The sequence below is a fragment of the Alteromonas lipotrueae genome (genome assembly GCF_019249215.1).
Lineage (GTDB): Bacteria > Pseudomonadota > Gammaproteobacteria > Enterobacterales > Alteromonadaceae > Alteromonas > Alteromonas lipotrueae.
Genome location: NZ_JAESDI010000027.1, coordinates 1 through 15,440 on the forward strand (window position 1 = coordinate 1; position 15,440 = coordinate 15,440).

Below are 15,440 nucleotides of genomic sequence, written 5' to 3' on the forward strand. Positions count from 1 at the left end.
CGGTCGCTGGGACGCCTATACGCGGGGCGGCTTCGCCATTATGCCCCACGCATCTGCGCCCCTTAGCTTAAAGTTAGAAGGCGTCAGCCTAAACTGCACTTTACTTTATAAAATATCAGTCCAACCGCCCTCACCTGCTGTTTCAAAAATCGCTCTGGCTTTTGGTGGTTTTCACTTCGCCGCTTCAACTTCATAGGTTGCGCAATAGGCGCTTTATAGCCAAGTTCTTATTTTGAGTCAGTAAGCGCCATTGCGTTTGTCGGCTCGAATGGCAGCTTGCTTCAGTCAAATCAATACCATCACTGCGCTGTCGTTTTACTTGTTTGTATTAATAATCAATCGTATGCTGGCTTTATTAGTTTTTAAAAATGCCAAGGGAACAGGCTCTGCTTCTAACAAAACGCTCAAGTTCACTCCCTTCGGTCGCTGGGACGCTAACACGCGGGCTGACTCACTTCGTTCGGATTTTAGCCCACGCGCTAGCGCCCCTTAGCTTAAAGTTATGTACTCAGGGAAGAAATTTAGATGTCAAAAAAATTATTACTACTTTTAGCCGTTCTAATTGGAGTCTTTATTTATTCCAAGAACGATCAAAACGTGGAAGTATTGCCACAACCTGCCTTGCCTACACAAGAAACTCTAATTCAAGCAGACCGCTTTTCATTTCGTTGTGATGGTAGACAACATTGCAGTCAAATGACATCTTATGAAGAAGCAAAATTTTTCTTAGAAAACTGCCCAAATACAAAAATGGATGGCGACAATGACGGAATACCATGTGAAAGGCAGTTTTAGCAACGTACATAACAACCCAATCAACACACTCACTTCGTTCGCTGGGACGCATACACGCAGGGCGGCTTCTCCATTATACCCTACGTGCCTGCGCCCGTTATTGGAAAGTTATACACAATGCGCAAAATCAGGAAAATTAAAGTGAATAAAACCAAAACGTCTCTTCTATTTTCTGTTTTCATAGGCACCTATTTAGTAACGATAAGTGCATTTGCTTCATCAACAATAGAAGGCGTTTGGAAGCATGCAACAAAACCAGCTCTAATCGAATTCAATTTAACAACTGGTGTAGCAAGTGTTAAAGAACACCAGACTCATAAACAAAACTCTGGCCTCACAATCATCAAAAATATTGTTCAATCAACAGAAGCTGAGTGGGTTGGGGAAATGTACAATGGCTACAAAGACAAATATGTATTCGTCACAATCAAGTTAAATGACACATCGCTATCTGTCTTCGACTCCGAAAACAGTGAAGTGCTTAAACTTATTAAGGAGTAGCCTTGTGTATAACAAAAAAATCAAGCTCGCCCGCTGCGCGGGCTGGGACGCATACACGCGGGGCGGCTTCGCCATTATGCCCTGCGTGCCTGCGCCCCTTATTTAAAAGTTATATGCCAAAGGAATAATATGAGTAAAAGGAAGTTTTGGGCAGTTGTCTTAACTGTCTGTTTTATCACTCACATTCTTTGTTATTTTCACTTCGTATATACCGGCGACACCGTTGCAGCCATTTTTGGGTATTTTGCATCTCTAGTCGTTATGCCGTTCGCTTTTATCGGTGTTTTAGCTATCGCATTAATATCGTTTCTAAATTTCAGTACAAAACAAAAATGGGCTTTATTTCTTGCACCTACAATTACCCTAACTAGTTTTTTAGTGTATTTTTATTATGTAATTCAATACGGTGGGCCTCATTAGTGCAACTGGCATATAACAAACAAATTATGTCACTCGCTGCCGCTCGCTGGGACGCATACACGTGCGCGGCTTCGCCATTATTGCACACGTGTTTGCGCCCCATATTTGGAAGTTAGCAGTACAGGGAAGTTATGAGCAAGCAAATCTGGGATATCACTCTTCAAGACTTATCAGATCATTCCGTTTGGCAATTTCCTATGTGGAAAGACGATAGTTTCGATGAAACAATGATCGCCCCTGCAAATGAAAGTGATGCGTTAGATCCTAACTCAAACATTATCGTCAAAGCCCAATTTATTGATGCAGATGGTTCCGAGTATGTAGGTTTTATAAATTATGGTTTAACTGAAATTGAATACTCTCAACCATGCATGTTCGTAAAAGGTAAAGCTGTAAATTTTTGGTTCGGTATTTCTAAACCAAGTAAAGCTGATTTAACTAAGCTTAATTTTCCTATCGTAGTAACATCAATTCCGGTATATGGTTTAGTATCTAAAACAGTGAACATTGATGGTTACGGTTATCTAAATGAAAATTCTAGCATTTGCGTAATGCACTGCTAACAAGCCACTCAAGCGGGACTAAAAACAGTTGGCTAGTCTCACTTCGTTCGCTATTTTAGCCAACTATTTATTAGCCCCTTAGTGGGGCGTTATACATCCTAGGAAAAGTGTTGTGCTAATTCGAGCGATTAACAGTCAAAGAAGATTGAAGCCTTACTTTTATTCGCAGTCTGCGAAAGTTGGCGGTGTTGGTTGCTTATTTGGATTTGCAGTTGCATACCCGTTATTTTTCTTTATTGCTTCAAGCTTTGGTATCGAGTCAGATATACCAATCCGTAGCTACGACGGAGATACCGTATTGGTAGTGTTCACATTATGCTTCTTAACCCTAAGTTTATCGCTTTACACGTTTTGTGCTTTATTTGCCTTCATTTACTATGGCATTAAATGCAAAAAAGGATATATCGACAGAGAAGAACTTATTAATATCGTATTCAAAGGTATCTACCCAAAGCGGTGGCAACGTGGGCTTTAGTTCGGATGTATAACAAACCACTCAAGGCTCTCGCTTCGCTCGCTGGGACGCTAACACATGGGCTGCGTCACTTCGTTCCTAAATTTAGCCCATGTATTATCGCCCCTTAGTGGGGTGTTATGTGCCAATGGTAATTGAACAGGGGTTTTCATTTGGGGATTATAAAACGGAGTAAGCCCATCCAAGAAACAGAGGTTGAAGGCATTGGTGTTGTGCGCGCCGGAAAACTGGTTTCACATCCAATGTTTGGAGAAGGTGAAATTATTGGGATTGCAGAATGGGAAAGTGGTGAAATTACTATTAATATTGAATTCACCAATTACGGTTCAAAATGGCTGGTTCCAGAATTTGCAAAACTATCTGAAGTGCCTGAGAAATCAAAGGAACCAAGTAAAAAAGGCTTCCTAAAGTGGTTGTTTAAAAAATGAAGGCACATAACAACTCAATTAACTCGCTCACTGCGTTCGCTGGGACGCATACACGCGGGGCGGCTTCGCCAGTATGCCCCACGCGCCTGCGCCCGTTATTGAAAAGTTAGGTCTTCAAAATGGAATTTTACACTTCGTCTCTGAAATGGTTAAACGGTAACCAAGGCGTTTTAGCCGTCATAATATTCCTTTTAACACTTCTATTCGGATGGATTAGCGGAATATTTCGCGCTCTTCAGAAAAAGCCAAGGTTCAAATTATCGCTAATACCTGGCCCAACGTTCACAACAACGACTATTACAGGACACTTAGACAACGGAATACCAACACATAAAACAGCCATTGCTCTGTATTTAAGCGTTGCAAATATTGGAAGCGCTCCTTCTGAAATTAAATATGTTAAGGTCGGATACCATTGGGATATAAAACCATTCCGCAAAGAGTGGTTTAAATATAGGTTGGGCTGGTTTTGGCTAGACTTTCAAACTGCAGCATTAGAGGATTTTCATTGCGAGATCGGGGACAAGATTAAAGTATTCCCTTTTTTGCTCCAAGGAAACTCTCTGACTGGAATAGCAGCAAATACCTACCTAACCGAAGGCAGAGTTGTTAATGGTGTGATCTACTTCGAACAGCAAGAATGCTGGGGAGCAAGTTATCCTAAAGAAAAAAATGGCAAAACGAAGATTAAAATAGCAGTCGTTGATGCCAATGATAAAGCACATGTGGCAACCAAAGAAATTGATGTCGTAGAATTGGGTTATGCTCGTACATTTAACCCGTCATTTGGCTCAACACTGGACACACTCAACGGGCAACAGACCTAACAAGCGCATTAACTCGCTCGCAAGCGCGCTGGGACAATAACACGTAGGCTCAGTCGCTTCGCTCCAATTTTAGCCTACGTGTTATTGCCCGTTATGCGGGTGTTAGAAGGCGTCAGCCTAAACTGCGTTTGGCTTAATACGAATAACAGTTCAACTGGCCTCACCTGCTGTTTCAATCATCGCCAAAGCATTGGTAGTTTTAATGTCACCGCGCTTACTTAAAAGGTTGCGCAATAGGCGCTTTATCGCCAAGTTCTCAATTCAATTTAGCAAGCGCCATTGCACTTGGTAATTCATAGGGCGGTTCGCTTCAGTCAAATCACCTACGTCACTGAGCTGTCGTTTTACTTGTTTGTGTTAATAATCAATCGTATGCTGGCTTTATTAGTTTTTAATAAAGCCAAAGGTGCAGGCTCTGCTTCTAACAAAGCGCTTAAGCCACTCCCTTCGGTCGCTGGGACGCATACATGCGGGGCGGCTGCGCCATTATGCCCCACATGCCTGCGCCCCTTATTTAAAAGTTATACGGCACGAGCATTCAGGTTCCCAGGGTCACCTGACTCGTAGTAAACTGCGTAAACAGGCCCAAGGGTCAGTAGTAACGTTTGAGCTTTTATGTCACGCTTTTAGCGTAAGCGAAGCCGTATAAGACGCGGCTTGATAAAGGCTTCGCTTACGCTAAAAGTGTAGCATTCAAACTGCGAGAGACTGCTCGCGCGGCGGCTGAGTAACAGGGAAAATTTGCTAGGTACACGGAATTAACTCAGTAAAAGGCCTTACATCGATTCTCGTGCTCGTATAACAAAACGTTCAAACGGACACGAATACCAGCGGCGGGTTTCTCTTGCTCGGCAAGCGTGCCGTTTAACTTAAATGTTATATGCCCAAGGAAGATTGATGAAATTTATAACTGTATTAAGTTGTGTTTGGTTTTTGTCTGGGTGCGCAGGCGGCTATCTAGACCTTTATGGTCAAGATGGGGAGAAAGTAGGCGAATGTACTGCGGGTTTTGATTGGCACCCCATTGGCGTAACACACTCTGTAGATTGGGTGCTTAACTATTGTTACGAATTAGCCATTTCGGAAGGCGATATTGTGAAAAGCGTATCCGATTCGTCTGTTATAGAAAAAGACTACACTTACCCAGCTCATTCGTCTGGCATGCCGTGGGATAAAAAGCTGGCGTGGTCTGCATTTTGGTCAAACGAAATAGATGAGGTGCTCTATGGTTATATCGTTGCAGATTTGGAAAACGAGTATCATCTAAAAATAACGCAGGCAGAAGAGCAACTTCTTGCAAGTAAAATTTCAGAAAGCCAGTACGAAGCAATCATAAAAAGAGCGAAATATGCTTTTCATGGCAAGTAGGGCATATAACAAGGCGCTAAACTCGCTCACTGCGTTCGCTGGGACAATAACGCAATGGCATGCTGCGCATATTTTGCCATTCCGTTATTGCCCGTTAGCTTAAAGTTATACGTTGTTGAAAAGGAAGTCAGTTTGAAGAAAACCGTATTATCAGGGTACATTGATGTACCGAGTGACCAAATCACATTAGTCAAATCTGCGCTATCCAAACATATTGAGCTAACTCAACAAGAGGATGGATGCTTAGTATTTAAAGTTACTCAAAGAATACATGAGCCCAATATTTTTGACGTCTACGAAGAGTTCATTAACAAGGAAGCTTTCGAAAAACATCAAAAAAGAGTATCAAACTCCGATTGGGGAATTGCCTCAAAAAATGCAGTACGTCACTATGCCATTAAAGAGGTTTAAAAAAACTCAGTGGTAACGTATAACAAACGTTTCAAGGCGTGCGCTGACGCACACTGGGACACAAACACATGGGTTGCTTCGCATTATAACCCATGCGTTTGTGCCCCTTAAACGGAAGTTATGTGTCAGGAGGACATCATAGAATGTCTGATCTTTTAATTATCTTTATTGGAGCGGCTGCCATTCTAAACGTTTGTGTCTCAATTTTTGTTGCTAGCAGAAATGATCTAGAGACTTTTCAAAAGGTGGCTCAAATAGTTATTGTATGGTTAATCCCATTACTAGCTGCTATTGGAATTTACCTACTCAACAAAGATAGCGACGAAGTCAAAGGGAAGCTAAGTAACTTTAAAAACTTCGGTAAAGATGACAGAGGTTGCACCAATCACCTTGATCCTTAATATAAAACAACAAGGAAGTATTAGCATGGCACATAACAAACGTTTTAAGTCGCCAGCTGGCGCTGGCTGGGACACAAACAGATGGGCTGCTTCGCATTATTGCCCATCTGTTTGTGCCCCTTAAACGGAAGTTAGCTTTCAATGAAAATTAAGCATTTCAAAACAGCATTCGGTTTTTTATTCGCAACGGTCGTGGTCGCATTCTTTGCTCCAATGGCCATAGAGATGAAATTTGTGCCAATCCCTCTAGGTATCTTCGTCTGGACGTTATTGATTGTTGGTATATTGGTGCCGTTTTCAGCATTACCTATTTATCTTATTTTTACGTCATGGCTTGGATTCAACTATAAATCTGTTGTTTTGGCCGCAGTAGTCGCTGTAGTCTTGGTCTCGTCATTCTTTGTATTTCCACACATGCATGAACGCTCTGTTGTAAATGGAATAGTGTTGGCAGAAAATGGGAGTGTAACTCTTTCAGGTTATTTACATGGCTTTGAGAGACTAATTGCGTTTGCGCTGGTCGGCTTCGTTGCCGGTAACACATTCTATTTTTCAGCATCGGTAGGAAATGAAAGCTAACAAACGCATAAACTCGCTCGCGAGCTCGCTGGGACAATAACACGTAGGCTCAGTCGCTTTGCTCCAATTTTAGCCTACGTGTTATTGCCCGTTATGCGGGGCGTTAGGCCTCATTTAAGTATGTCAGATTTAAAGCCAGATTATTCAAGTTACTCAGTAGCCGAACTTAATGAAGCAAGAGAGTCAATTGATAAACACCAATTCCCTGAAAGACTTGCTGACATACAATCAGAACTAGCTCAAAGAGGTGTAGGTAATCCCGAAACCACAAACGTGCAAAAATCAGTAAAAAAACCAGTGGAAAAGGTGCCCAATATTTTAACGAAAACAGACTCCAAAATTATTCATTTCATAATCCGAGTTTGGTGCATAGTTTTGTTTTATTTGCCTGCCTCTGATCTTCATGAAATATTTATGGAAGGTACAACTTACGCAAGGCGATTGGGTACTATTAGTTACGACAGTAATCCCATTACTTTTAGTATTGAGGTTGCTAAAAGTATTATATTAGCAGGGTTGCTAATATTTGGATTTGTCAAAAATCCACTTGCATTGGGTAAAAAAGGTGAGCCAAAGGCCTAACAAACAACTGTTGGCGCTCACTGCGTTCGCTGGGACACAAACACATGGGCTGCGTCACTTCGTTCCTAATTATAGCCCATGTATTTGTGCCCCAAAGTTGGGCGTTATACGTTTTACAAGGATGATTTATGAAACCAATACTTTTAATTTTGTTACTAGGCCTGTGCGCATGCGCCCCTTCACCTGAAGATTTGGCGAATGTAGCAAGTCAGCAGTTCAGGGAAAGAGGCGAAACAGAAGAAACATGGCTGCATGACGGTGAACTCCACTTTTCCACTGCATTAGAATGGCAAAAAGCTTCTTTTCAAAATAAACGCGCTACTTCTTCAGATTTTCTATTGGCACTCGACGAGCAAGGGCGACTGGCAATTGATATTAGTGATAATCGAAATTTAAAAATTCATAGCGAAGAACTTACACGTAAATTAAACAAGCAATTTGAAATTATCGGTCCAGCGGTTGAGAACAATAATAAATTCGCAAATCAATTAATTAGTGATGCAGTAGTTGTAATAGCATCTCAAAATGGTTGGCTTAAAAACGTATAACAAACGCATAAACTCGCTCACGGGCTCGCTGGGACAATAACACGCAGGCTCAGTCGCTTCGCTCCAATTGTAGCCTACGTGTTATTGCCCGTTATGCGGGGTGTTATGTGCTAAAGGATTAGAATTGAATATCATTGCCAAAATAACCTTCTTAAAAATACCAAGGCCACCCCATGGCTATAGGTATTTTGGTAAACAAGTCTGGATGCGCATGGACACCACCGACCGCAAAGATTTGCCCTGCTACCTTAGTTTTTTAGACGATAAAGAATACTATGACGGGGATACCACTGAAGTATTATTAGGGTTTTACGAGGGAGAAACTAAGTCATCTTTTACTGAAGGTTTGGAATTTTCTCTCCGTATACTAGACCTTCAAGTCGCGAAGGGGATTATCGTAAATGTTTCATAGAAAGCACGCACATAACAAGGCGCTCAAGAGGGACACAAACATGGCGCGCCTTCGGCATTATAGCGCCATATTTGTGCCCCTTAGCTAAGTGTTAGAAGGCGGCAGCCTAAACTACGTTTGGCTTTATAAAAATACTAATTCAACCACCCTCACCTGTTGTTCCCAACATCGCCCTGGCTTTCGGTGGTTTTAACTTCGCCGCTTAAAATTCAAAGGTTGCGCAATAGGCGCTTTACCGCCAAGTTCTCATTTTCATCCAGCAAGCACCATTGCACTTGGTAGCTCAAATGGCGGCTTGCTCCAGTCAAATCACCAACATTACTCCATTGGCATTTTACTTGTTTGCTTTAACAATCAATCGTATGCTGGCTTTATTAGTTTTTAAATAGGCCAAGGGAACAGGCTCTGCTTCTAACAAAGCGCTCAAGTCACTCCCTTCGGTCGTTCGGACGCATTTACGCGGGGCGGCTTCGCCATTATGCCCCACGCAACTGCGCCGCTTAGCTTAAAGTTAGCATTTAAAGGAAACCTATGAAGTCATACCTAAAGTTTCTGCTTTTGTTAAGTTTCTCAACACAACTATTTGCAAGTAGTGATTGGAACGAAAAAGATCTCAGTGAAATTTATAAATATGTCGATGAATCAGGCTTCAATGGAGCAATCTTAGTTAGCCATCAAGAAAAACTTATTGTTGAGGAGTATTTAGGATTCGCGGATAGCGAAAAGACTACCGTGCTAACTCGTCAACATCTTTTTAGTCCCGGTTCTGTTGGAAAAGAGTTTACTACTGTTGGCATTATGATGCTGGAAGACCAAGGCCTATTATCCTACGAGGATAAGGTTTCAAAATTCTTAACTGAGCTTCCTGAGTGGGCAAAGAATGTAACAATTCACCAAATTCTCAACCACACATCGGGTTTCCCTAAAATTAAATGGAAAAAAAATATATCAACAACCGATGCGATTAAACAAATATTAAACAGCGAAGGTTTGTTCGAACCAGGAAACGGTTACCAATATTCAAATTTAAACGTTGTTACCCGCGCATTGGTTATAGAAGCTTTAACTGAGGTGCCATTTTCAGCATTCATGTACGACAACATTTTCGAGCCTGCGAAAATTAAAGACTCTTATCAACAACTAACTCAAAAAGACACTTCAACCAAAAAGGTTGTAGGCGATTACCCAACTTATCTCAACGGAGTAACAGTTTACGTTACACCGATAGACTTAATGAAATTTGAAAACGCCCTTACATCAAACTTATTAATCCCGTTTGCAGATGTTCAAACCAAACTGGACGGTGATGAGTTATCTGGTCAAAACAATCGCGCTCTGTATGATTTCGGTTCGTTTTCTAAGGACAGTATGGGTACTCTGCTCAGATGGAAACATGATGGCTCTAATCCGTCTCATCACACATTAAAATTTCACGACTTCGAAAATGATTTGGTCATAATCATAATGTCTAGCGATGGAAATAAATCCACGTTGTATAAAATAAAAGAAAAAATTGTGGAGCGTCTAGCAGCGTTAGCGGATTGAATGCTAACAAAATGCTTAAGTCGTTCGCCCAAAAGCGGACTCACTGGGACACAAACATGGCGCGCCTTGCGGCATTTTGCGCGCCACGTTTGTGCCCCTTAGCTCAAAGTTATACGTCAAAAGGAATTTAAAGATTGCGAAAGATATTGGATGGTTTTTTCTGGGGCACCGGATTTGCTGTTGCCGTTGTACTGGTTTTAGCAACCTACTTCATTGTTGGACACATAAAAATAGAACAGACTTATAAGTATTCCATGCGTGAACTCGTTAAAGAGGATATGGATACATTTGTAGATTCTCTAAGTCTTGAATTAGTAAATTCTCAAGTAGTAGACAATGAGATCCTACTAACAACCAAAATGATTAATTTGGGCCTAACTCCCAATGCTTTCGGGCTTAGTTTAAGATTCAGCCTATTTAACACAGACGGCGAATTTATGGGGCAATGTGAAGCAAAAATTCCATCTGTAAGCTCAAATGAAGAAAGTATCCATATGTTAACTTCATGCAAGACTAAGCTATACCCAGCGGATACATTTCACAAAGCAACCGTAGATGTTTTACGCCAATGACGTATAACAAAAAAATAAAGTCGTTCCCGTTGGTCACTGGGACGCATACATGCGGGGCGGCTTCGCCATTATGCCCCACATGCCTGCGCCCCTTATTTAAAAGTTATAAGCCAAAAGGAATTTGAATTTGCTCTTCGATTGGTTCAGCTCTGAAAAGCCAAATGTATACTTGGGTTCATTGGCTGTAGTTAATGACAGCAACCTATCTAAAATAGAGTCGTTCTTTTCTATAACTGGAAATTCACTGCAAGATCATATGCGCAAAAAACTCGAAGAGATCTTTTGCCTCCATAGTATTTCTAACATTACTGAGCCCAAGAAATCTGACATTGCCTTGGATGTCGTTATAGTTACGCTGCATGGTGGCGAGGCTTTCACCGTAAACCTTGGAACGTCTGGCATACCAATATTTTGGCGCCCAAAAATCAAGTTGGTTTCACGCCTATATAATATTAAACACGGCAAGACAGTTAAAACCTTCAGTGTTTCTAAATCTGTGACATGGCGCGAATTCATTGCAAAGCAATTTAGCCTCAAAGGACTATTCCGTTGGGGACCTCTTTACCATAATGAGGACATGGAAATCTTGCTTTATCAGGCATGCCTTGAGTTAATAGATAAAATGCGCAAGGCTATTTAAACAGTGGTTTATAACAAACAAATTATGTCACTCGCTACCGCTCGCTGGGACGCAAACACGTGCGCGGCTTCGCCATTATTGCACACGTGTTTGCGCCCCATATTTGGAAGTTAGGTGCTGAATTGTGAGTTTTAGATTTTTCGTACTGTTTATATTTTCCTGGCCGGTAGCTGCGGGGGAACTGCATCTGGTATTTAGAGAATCTCACTTTCTGAACCAGTATCGGCACGAATTTTATATAAATGAGGCACAATACGTTTACATCGATGATCATTTCAAACTAAATGATGAAGGTAAATGGGTGCCAAAAATCCCAGCGTTAAAGATAAAGACTTTGAATTCAGACGACCAAACAAAGCTTATTAACCAACTAGTAGAGTTGGGAGTTGGCGAGTGGAAATCTGAATATCCCGCAAGTGATGTCTCATTAATTTGCGACGGGTTATCATTCACGCTTTACGTAAAGTCCGACACGCTTAATATGTATTCATCTGGTGGGTGTGACTTTCCGCCAAATTATGAAAAAGTCAGACAAATACTAGAAGATTTATGAACGCACCTAACAAAAAAATCATGTCGCCCGCAGGCGGGCTGGGACACAAACAGGCAGGCGGCTTCGCCATTATAGCCTGCCTGTTTGTGCCCCATATTTAGGTGTTAGGTAACAGATGGATTTGAGTTCAATAGATTTAGCAATAAAGTACCACTCGTTAGAAGACGAAGAATGGGCTAAAAACGGCGGCACTTCAATCATCATCGCTGCTGGTAAGTTTGGTTTTAAAAACAGTGAGTTTAAAACCGCTAAAGAGTTAATAGCACACATTGAGCAACAATCCCCTAAGAACGTATTAGTTCTGTACGACAACGATACCGTTCCAACAGTAATTGTATCTGTAGTAGATCAGTGTAAAAAAGCTAATGTAGGCAAGTTGGTAATAAAGAGCATAGATGGATATGGACGCTAAGTTACCTAACAAAAAAATTAAGTCACTCACTTCGTTCGCTGGGACGCATACACGTGGGCTGCTTCGCATTGTAGCCCACACGTCTGCGCCCCTTATTTAAAAGTTAGAAGGCGTCAGCCTAAACTGCGTTTGGCTGTATAAAAATAACAGTTCAACCGCCCTCACCTGTTGTTCCCAACATCGCCCTGGCTTTCGGTGGTTTTAACTTCGCCACTTTAAATTCAAAGGTTGCGCAATAGGCGCTTTACCGCCAAGTTCTCATTTTCATCCAGCAAGCACCATTGCACTTGGTAGCTCAAATGGCGGCTTGCTCCAGTCAAATCACCAACATTACTCCATTGGCATTTTACTTGTTTGCTTTAACAATCAATCGTATGCTGGCTTTATTAGTTTTTAATAAGGCCAAAGGTGCAGGCTCTGCTTCTAACAAACGCTCAAGTCGCAACCCGTTGCGCGGGTCGCTGGGACAAAAACACAATGCGGCTTCGCCATTTTCGCATTGTGCTTTTGCCCCTTAGCTTAGTGTTAGGTGCCAAACATGAGAAACGAAGATTCTTTGATGATTGAAGAAATAATTGCTCTTGTTGAGGCAAGTGAGCTAGACATAAGATGGCGAGTTGAACCTAAAGGTGAAGAAGGTGGCATTGAAGAATGCCTGAAATACAATTCTTACTTACTTTCAACTGTTAAAAAGCTTGTTTTAGATTTGATTGAATTTAATAAAGTGTTGAAACTAAAGCCTCCTCTTTACATAGTAAACACTGGAGGGATATCGAGAGATGATTTTGGAATTGGTCTGGGGTACCCCAACGACCCAGTAATCGAAAAGGACTTAAACATGCGCTCTAAAGCCAAAGATGTCGTTGAGTTTGCAAATGAATTACCATCGTCGCAGAGAGAAAGTTATCTACAAGAGTTCAGAGATGCAGGGTGGAAAGGTTATTTATAGCCATGGCACCTAACAAATGCATCAAACCTCACTGCGTTCGTGGGGACACCTACTCGCTGGCTCGCGCTTCGCGCAAGTTTAGCCAACAAGTAGCTGCCCTTTATGCAAAGCGTTATACACACAAGGAAGATTATGTATAAGCTCTTACTTTTATTTGTCTTTTTACCTCTATCGTTTACTGCCAATGCTGCTCTCTCAGAGGGAGAACTGGAGCAACTAGCGACAAAGTTTGTGGAAGCCAAAAATGCTCGACAGCAACCTGAAACTACAACTCAGGATATTGATGCCTTTATTAATTTAATTGCAGACGAATTCGTCGATGAACATGTGAAGTTTAAAGTAACGATTACGGAAAAGTCCGCTTTACGTGAAGGTATGATTGCCAAAATGAGTGACAAGATTTACTACAGTTCAATAGTTATAAACGAAATAATGACTGGGGGAAATGTTGCCATTATTAAAATGACTGAGTCAGGAAAAGTCAGACCAAATCATTTAGACAAAGATATAACCTACAGCTCAGTAAATATAGTAACCTTAGAATTCAATGATGATAAGTTGATTACGTATATTCGCAGGCATCACGGTTAATGTGTGTATAACAAAACGCTGTTGGCACTCCCTTCGATCGCTGGGACGCTAACTCGTGGGCTGGCTCGCTTCGCTCGGATTTTAGTCCATGTGTTATCGCCCCTTAGTGGGCAGTTATATTGCAAGGAGGCAAATTTGGGTTTAACTCAACATATTAAACTTCAGGATAAAGTGACTAAAGAGCAAGCATCGCTATTCCTAGATGATCTTTGCTCAGAACTACAATTTGAAAAACGCACAGAAAAATGGATTGTCCGTTCAATGCAAGGAAAAAGAATGATCTTTGAGATAGTAGTTACAGATTGCGGCTTTTATACTCATCGTTCAGGAGATTACTTTGAATTTTTAGGTTTTTTAATTGAGCAGCTTACTGAAAAATTCGGCACTATTTGGATTGAGGACGTTTAAGCGAAGCAATATAACAAACCACTTAAGGTTCTCGCTTTGCTCGTTGGGACGCTAGCCGCTACTTGTAAATCCAGCCTTTCACTTCTCTTTTTTAGTGGTAATATCAAATCATACTCAATGGGAGTTATTTTATGTCTGATGCATTAAAAGTGATGCTTGAAAATATCGAGCAACTCAGTACTAAAGAGAAAGCTCTTGCTGCCCACTGTCTTTTAACGGCTATGGATACTAAGATTGATAGCGATGTGGAATCTGAGTGGGTAAAACTTGCAGAAGCTCGCAGCGCAGAGCTAGAGTCTGGTGCGGTAAAAAGCATTAGTTGGGAAGAGATAGAAAAGGATCTAAATTAAAAGATGCTGCCTGTTTCCTTTCACCCAGAGGTTAAAAGGGAAATAAAAGAGTCGTTTGATTGGTATCAAAAGCAGTCACTGGGGTTGGGTCACGAATTTACCCAAGAACTCAAGGAAGCCATCGATTCAGTTAGCTCTTTGCCATCGGCATGGACAAAAATGGGGCAAACTCATCGACGCTTTGTCTTAAGCAGGTTCCCATACTCTATTATTTATAAAATTATCGAAAACAGGGAAATTAGTGTGGTAGCTATTATGCACAACCACCGAAAACCAGGGTATTGGCACGAACGCGGCTAACAAAACGCTCAAGCCGCTCCCTCCGGTCGATGGGACGCTAACATGTGGGCTGACTCACTTCGTTCGGATTATAGCCCACATGCTAGCGCCCCTTAGCTTAAAGTTAGGCCTATAGAGGTAAAACATGATTTCAGAGGCAGATTGGAAACACTTCAAACGAGTTAAGGCAGATGCATTAGATAAATGCTGCCAGCAAGTTTTGGAGGATGTGCGTAAAGGAATCGATAATCCCGAACTTTCAGATCATGCAAAATATCTTTATTTGTATAAATTGATGGAAAACAGCGACAAACGTATCGCCAACATATTCGATTACAATGCAAGGTCCAAAGCTATGCTGCAACTTGCATTAATGAAATCAGATGGCCTTCTAGAGGCTAAGCAAATCAATGGCTTCTCAGATGAATTACAAAGTTTTATTAATAGCCATGACTAACTTATCAGCACGGCCTAACAACTCAATAAACTCACTCACTTCGTTCAACGTACGTAGACACTGAAAGTGATGAGTTACTATTTAACGATAAAGAGTGCACTATTGATGGGACTGTTTATCGATTAAACTCTTGGAAAGACTTTCATGACAAAGATGCAATTACAGTTTTTGAGTTAAAAAAGAAAGGCATCCTGGTAACAAACAGCTATTGTATTGGTATTAGGTTTTCCGCTTATAAAGAACCTCTACTGTTGAGTCAGGAACAATTATGGGAAATAGGAATTCCATAGAACGGGATCTAACAAACGACTATGGTGTCAACTCAAACATTAAGCCGCTTTTTCTTCCCACATTACACCATCTCTAACCATTGA

The 15,440-nt window shown here is 41.3% G+C and carries 24 protein-coding genes and 1 pseudogene; all 25 read left to right on the forward strand.

Going from position 1 to position 15,440, the window contains the following annotated elements:
- Positions 1–196 (forward strand): annotated as a pseudogene (locus JKP82_RS20275) (hypothetical protein); the annotation flags it as partial.
- 329 nt (positions 197–525) lie between these two features.
- Positions 526–795, forward strand: a complete 270-nt coding sequence (locus JKP82_RS20945) for an excalibur calcium-binding domain-containing protein (RefSeq protein ID WP_131094746.1) — start codon at positions 526–528, stop codon at positions 793–795.
- 141 nt (positions 796–936) lie between these two features.
- On the forward strand, positions 937–1,296 hold the full coding sequence (locus tag JKP82_RS20285; RefSeq protein WP_138579868.1) for a DUF2147 domain-containing protein: 360 nt from the start codon (positions 937–939) through the stop codon (positions 1,294–1,296).
- A 551-nt stretch (positions 1,297–1,847) separates the two neighbouring features.
- Entirely contained in the window at positions 1,848–2,279 is a 432-nt protein-coding gene (locus JKP82_RS20290) for a hypothetical protein (protein ID WP_218398502.1), read from the forward strand.
- 112 nt (positions 2,280–2,391) lie between these two features.
- Positions 2,392–2,754, forward strand: coding sequence for a hypothetical protein (locus tag JKP82_RS20295; RefSeq protein WP_218398503.1), 363 nt, complete (start codon positions 2,392–2,394; stop codon positions 2,752–2,754).
- A gap of 152 nt (positions 2,755–2,906) precedes the next feature.
- A complete protein-coding gene (locus JKP82_RS20300; protein WP_218398505.1) occupies positions 2,907–3,182 on the forward strand; it encodes a hypothetical protein in 276 nt (91 codons plus the stop codon).
- A gap of 119 nt (positions 3,183–3,301) precedes the next feature.
- A complete protein-coding gene (locus tag JKP82_RS20305) occupies positions 3,302–4,009 on the forward strand; it encodes a hypothetical protein (protein ID WP_126872741.1) in 708 nt (235 codons plus the stop codon).
- Between the two features lie 897 nt (positions 4,010–4,906).
- Positions 4,907–5,377: a hypothetical protein gene (locus tag JKP82_RS20310; RefSeq protein ID WP_218398506.1), complete on the forward strand. Its 471-nt coding sequence runs from the start codon at positions 4,907–4,909 to the stop codon at positions 5,375–5,377.
- A gap of 132 nt (positions 5,378–5,509) precedes the next feature.
- Positions 5,510–5,788, forward strand: a complete 279-nt coding sequence (locus JKP82_RS20315) for a putative quinol monooxygenase (protein WP_218398507.1) — start codon at positions 5,510–5,512, stop codon at positions 5,786–5,788.
- Positions 5,789–5,931: 143 nt separating this feature from the next.
- Positions 5,932–6,189 carry a hypothetical protein gene (locus JKP82_RS20320; protein WP_218398508.1) on the forward strand — a complete coding sequence of 86 codons (258 nt, stop codon included), beginning with the start codon at positions 5,932–5,934 and terminating at the stop codon, positions 6,187–6,189.
- Positions 6,190–6,330: 141 nt separating this feature from the next.
- Positions 6,331–6,768 carry a hypothetical protein gene (locus JKP82_RS20325; RefSeq protein ID WP_126873381.1) on the forward strand — a complete coding sequence of 146 codons (438 nt, stop codon included), beginning with the start codon at positions 6,331–6,333 and terminating at the stop codon, positions 6,766–6,768.
- Positions 6,769–6,888: 120 nt separating this feature from the next.
- Positions 6,889–7,350: a hypothetical protein gene (locus JKP82_RS20330; RefSeq protein WP_218398509.1), complete on the forward strand. Its 462-nt coding sequence runs from the start codon at positions 6,889–6,891 to the stop codon at positions 7,348–7,350.
- A 128-nt stretch (positions 7,351–7,478) separates the two neighbouring features.
- A complete protein-coding gene (locus tag JKP82_RS20335; RefSeq protein WP_218398511.1) occupies positions 7,479–7,898 on the forward strand; it encodes a hypothetical protein in 420 nt (139 codons plus the stop codon).
- Between the two features lie 124 nt (positions 7,899–8,022).
- On the forward strand, positions 8,023–8,310 hold the full coding sequence (locus tag JKP82_RS20340) for a hypothetical protein (protein ID WP_218398513.1): 288 nt from the start codon (positions 8,023–8,025) through the stop codon (positions 8,308–8,310).
- Between the two features lie 531 nt (positions 8,311–8,841).
- Positions 8,842–9,855, forward strand: coding sequence for a serine hydrolase domain-containing protein (locus JKP82_RS20345; protein ID WP_218398515.1), 1,014 nt, complete (start codon positions 8,842–8,844; stop codon positions 9,853–9,855).
- 134 nt (positions 9,856–9,989) lie between these two features.
- Positions 9,990–10,427 (forward strand): hypothetical protein, encoded by a 438-nt coding sequence (locus JKP82_RS20350; protein ID WP_159528492.1) that lies wholly within the window; start codon positions 9,990–9,992, stop codon positions 10,425–10,427.
- A gap of 127 nt (positions 10,428–10,554) precedes the next feature.
- The gene (locus JKP82_RS20355; protein ID WP_044056438.1) at positions 10,555–11,067 is read left to right on the forward strand and encodes a hypothetical protein; all 513 of its coding nucleotides are present in this window, start codon (positions 10,555–10,557) and stop codon (positions 11,065–11,067) included.
- 124 nt (positions 11,068–11,191) lie between these two features.
- Positions 11,192–11,620: a hypothetical protein gene (locus JKP82_RS20360; protein WP_013783760.1), complete on the forward strand. Its 429-nt coding sequence runs from the start codon at positions 11,192–11,194 to the stop codon at positions 11,618–11,620.
- Positions 11,621–11,735: 115 nt separating this feature from the next.
- The gene (locus tag JKP82_RS20365) at positions 11,736–12,032 is read left to right on the forward strand and encodes a hypothetical protein (protein WP_218397951.1); all 297 of its coding nucleotides are present in this window, start codon (positions 11,736–11,738) and stop codon (positions 12,030–12,032) included.
- A 538-nt stretch (positions 12,033–12,570) separates the two neighbouring features.
- The gene (locus JKP82_RS20370) at positions 12,571–12,981 is read left to right on the forward strand and encodes a hypothetical protein (RefSeq protein ID WP_218398517.1); all 411 of its coding nucleotides are present in this window, start codon (positions 12,571–12,573) and stop codon (positions 12,979–12,981) included.
- Between the two features lie 132 nt (positions 12,982–13,113).
- Positions 13,114–13,572 (forward strand): nuclear transport factor 2 family protein, encoded by a 459-nt coding sequence (locus JKP82_RS20375; RefSeq protein WP_013783724.1) that lies wholly within the window; start codon positions 13,114–13,116, stop codon positions 13,570–13,572.
- A 135-nt stretch (positions 13,573–13,707) separates the two neighbouring features.
- On the forward strand, positions 13,708–13,980 hold the full coding sequence (locus JKP82_RS20380; RefSeq protein WP_013783723.1) for a hypothetical protein: 273 nt from the start codon (positions 13,708–13,710) through the stop codon (positions 13,978–13,980).
- Between the two features lie 131 nt (positions 13,981–14,111).
- Positions 14,112–14,330 carry an addiction module protein gene (locus JKP82_RS20385; RefSeq protein WP_013783722.1) on the forward strand — a complete coding sequence of 73 codons (219 nt, stop codon included), beginning with the start codon at positions 14,112–14,114 and terminating at the stop codon, positions 14,328–14,330.
- A 3-nt stretch (positions 14,331–14,333) separates the two neighbouring features.
- Complete coding sequence (locus JKP82_RS20390) at positions 14,334–14,630, forward strand: type II toxin-antitoxin system RelE/ParE family toxin (RefSeq protein WP_218398519.1); 297 nt, start codon at positions 14,334–14,336, stop codon at positions 14,628–14,630.
- A gap of 124 nt (positions 14,631–14,754) precedes the next feature.
- Positions 14,755–15,066, forward strand: a complete 312-nt coding sequence (locus JKP82_RS20395) for a hypothetical protein (protein ID WP_159531493.1) — start codon at positions 14,755–14,757, stop codon at positions 15,064–15,066.
- Positions 15,067–15,440 lie beyond the last annotated feature (374 nt).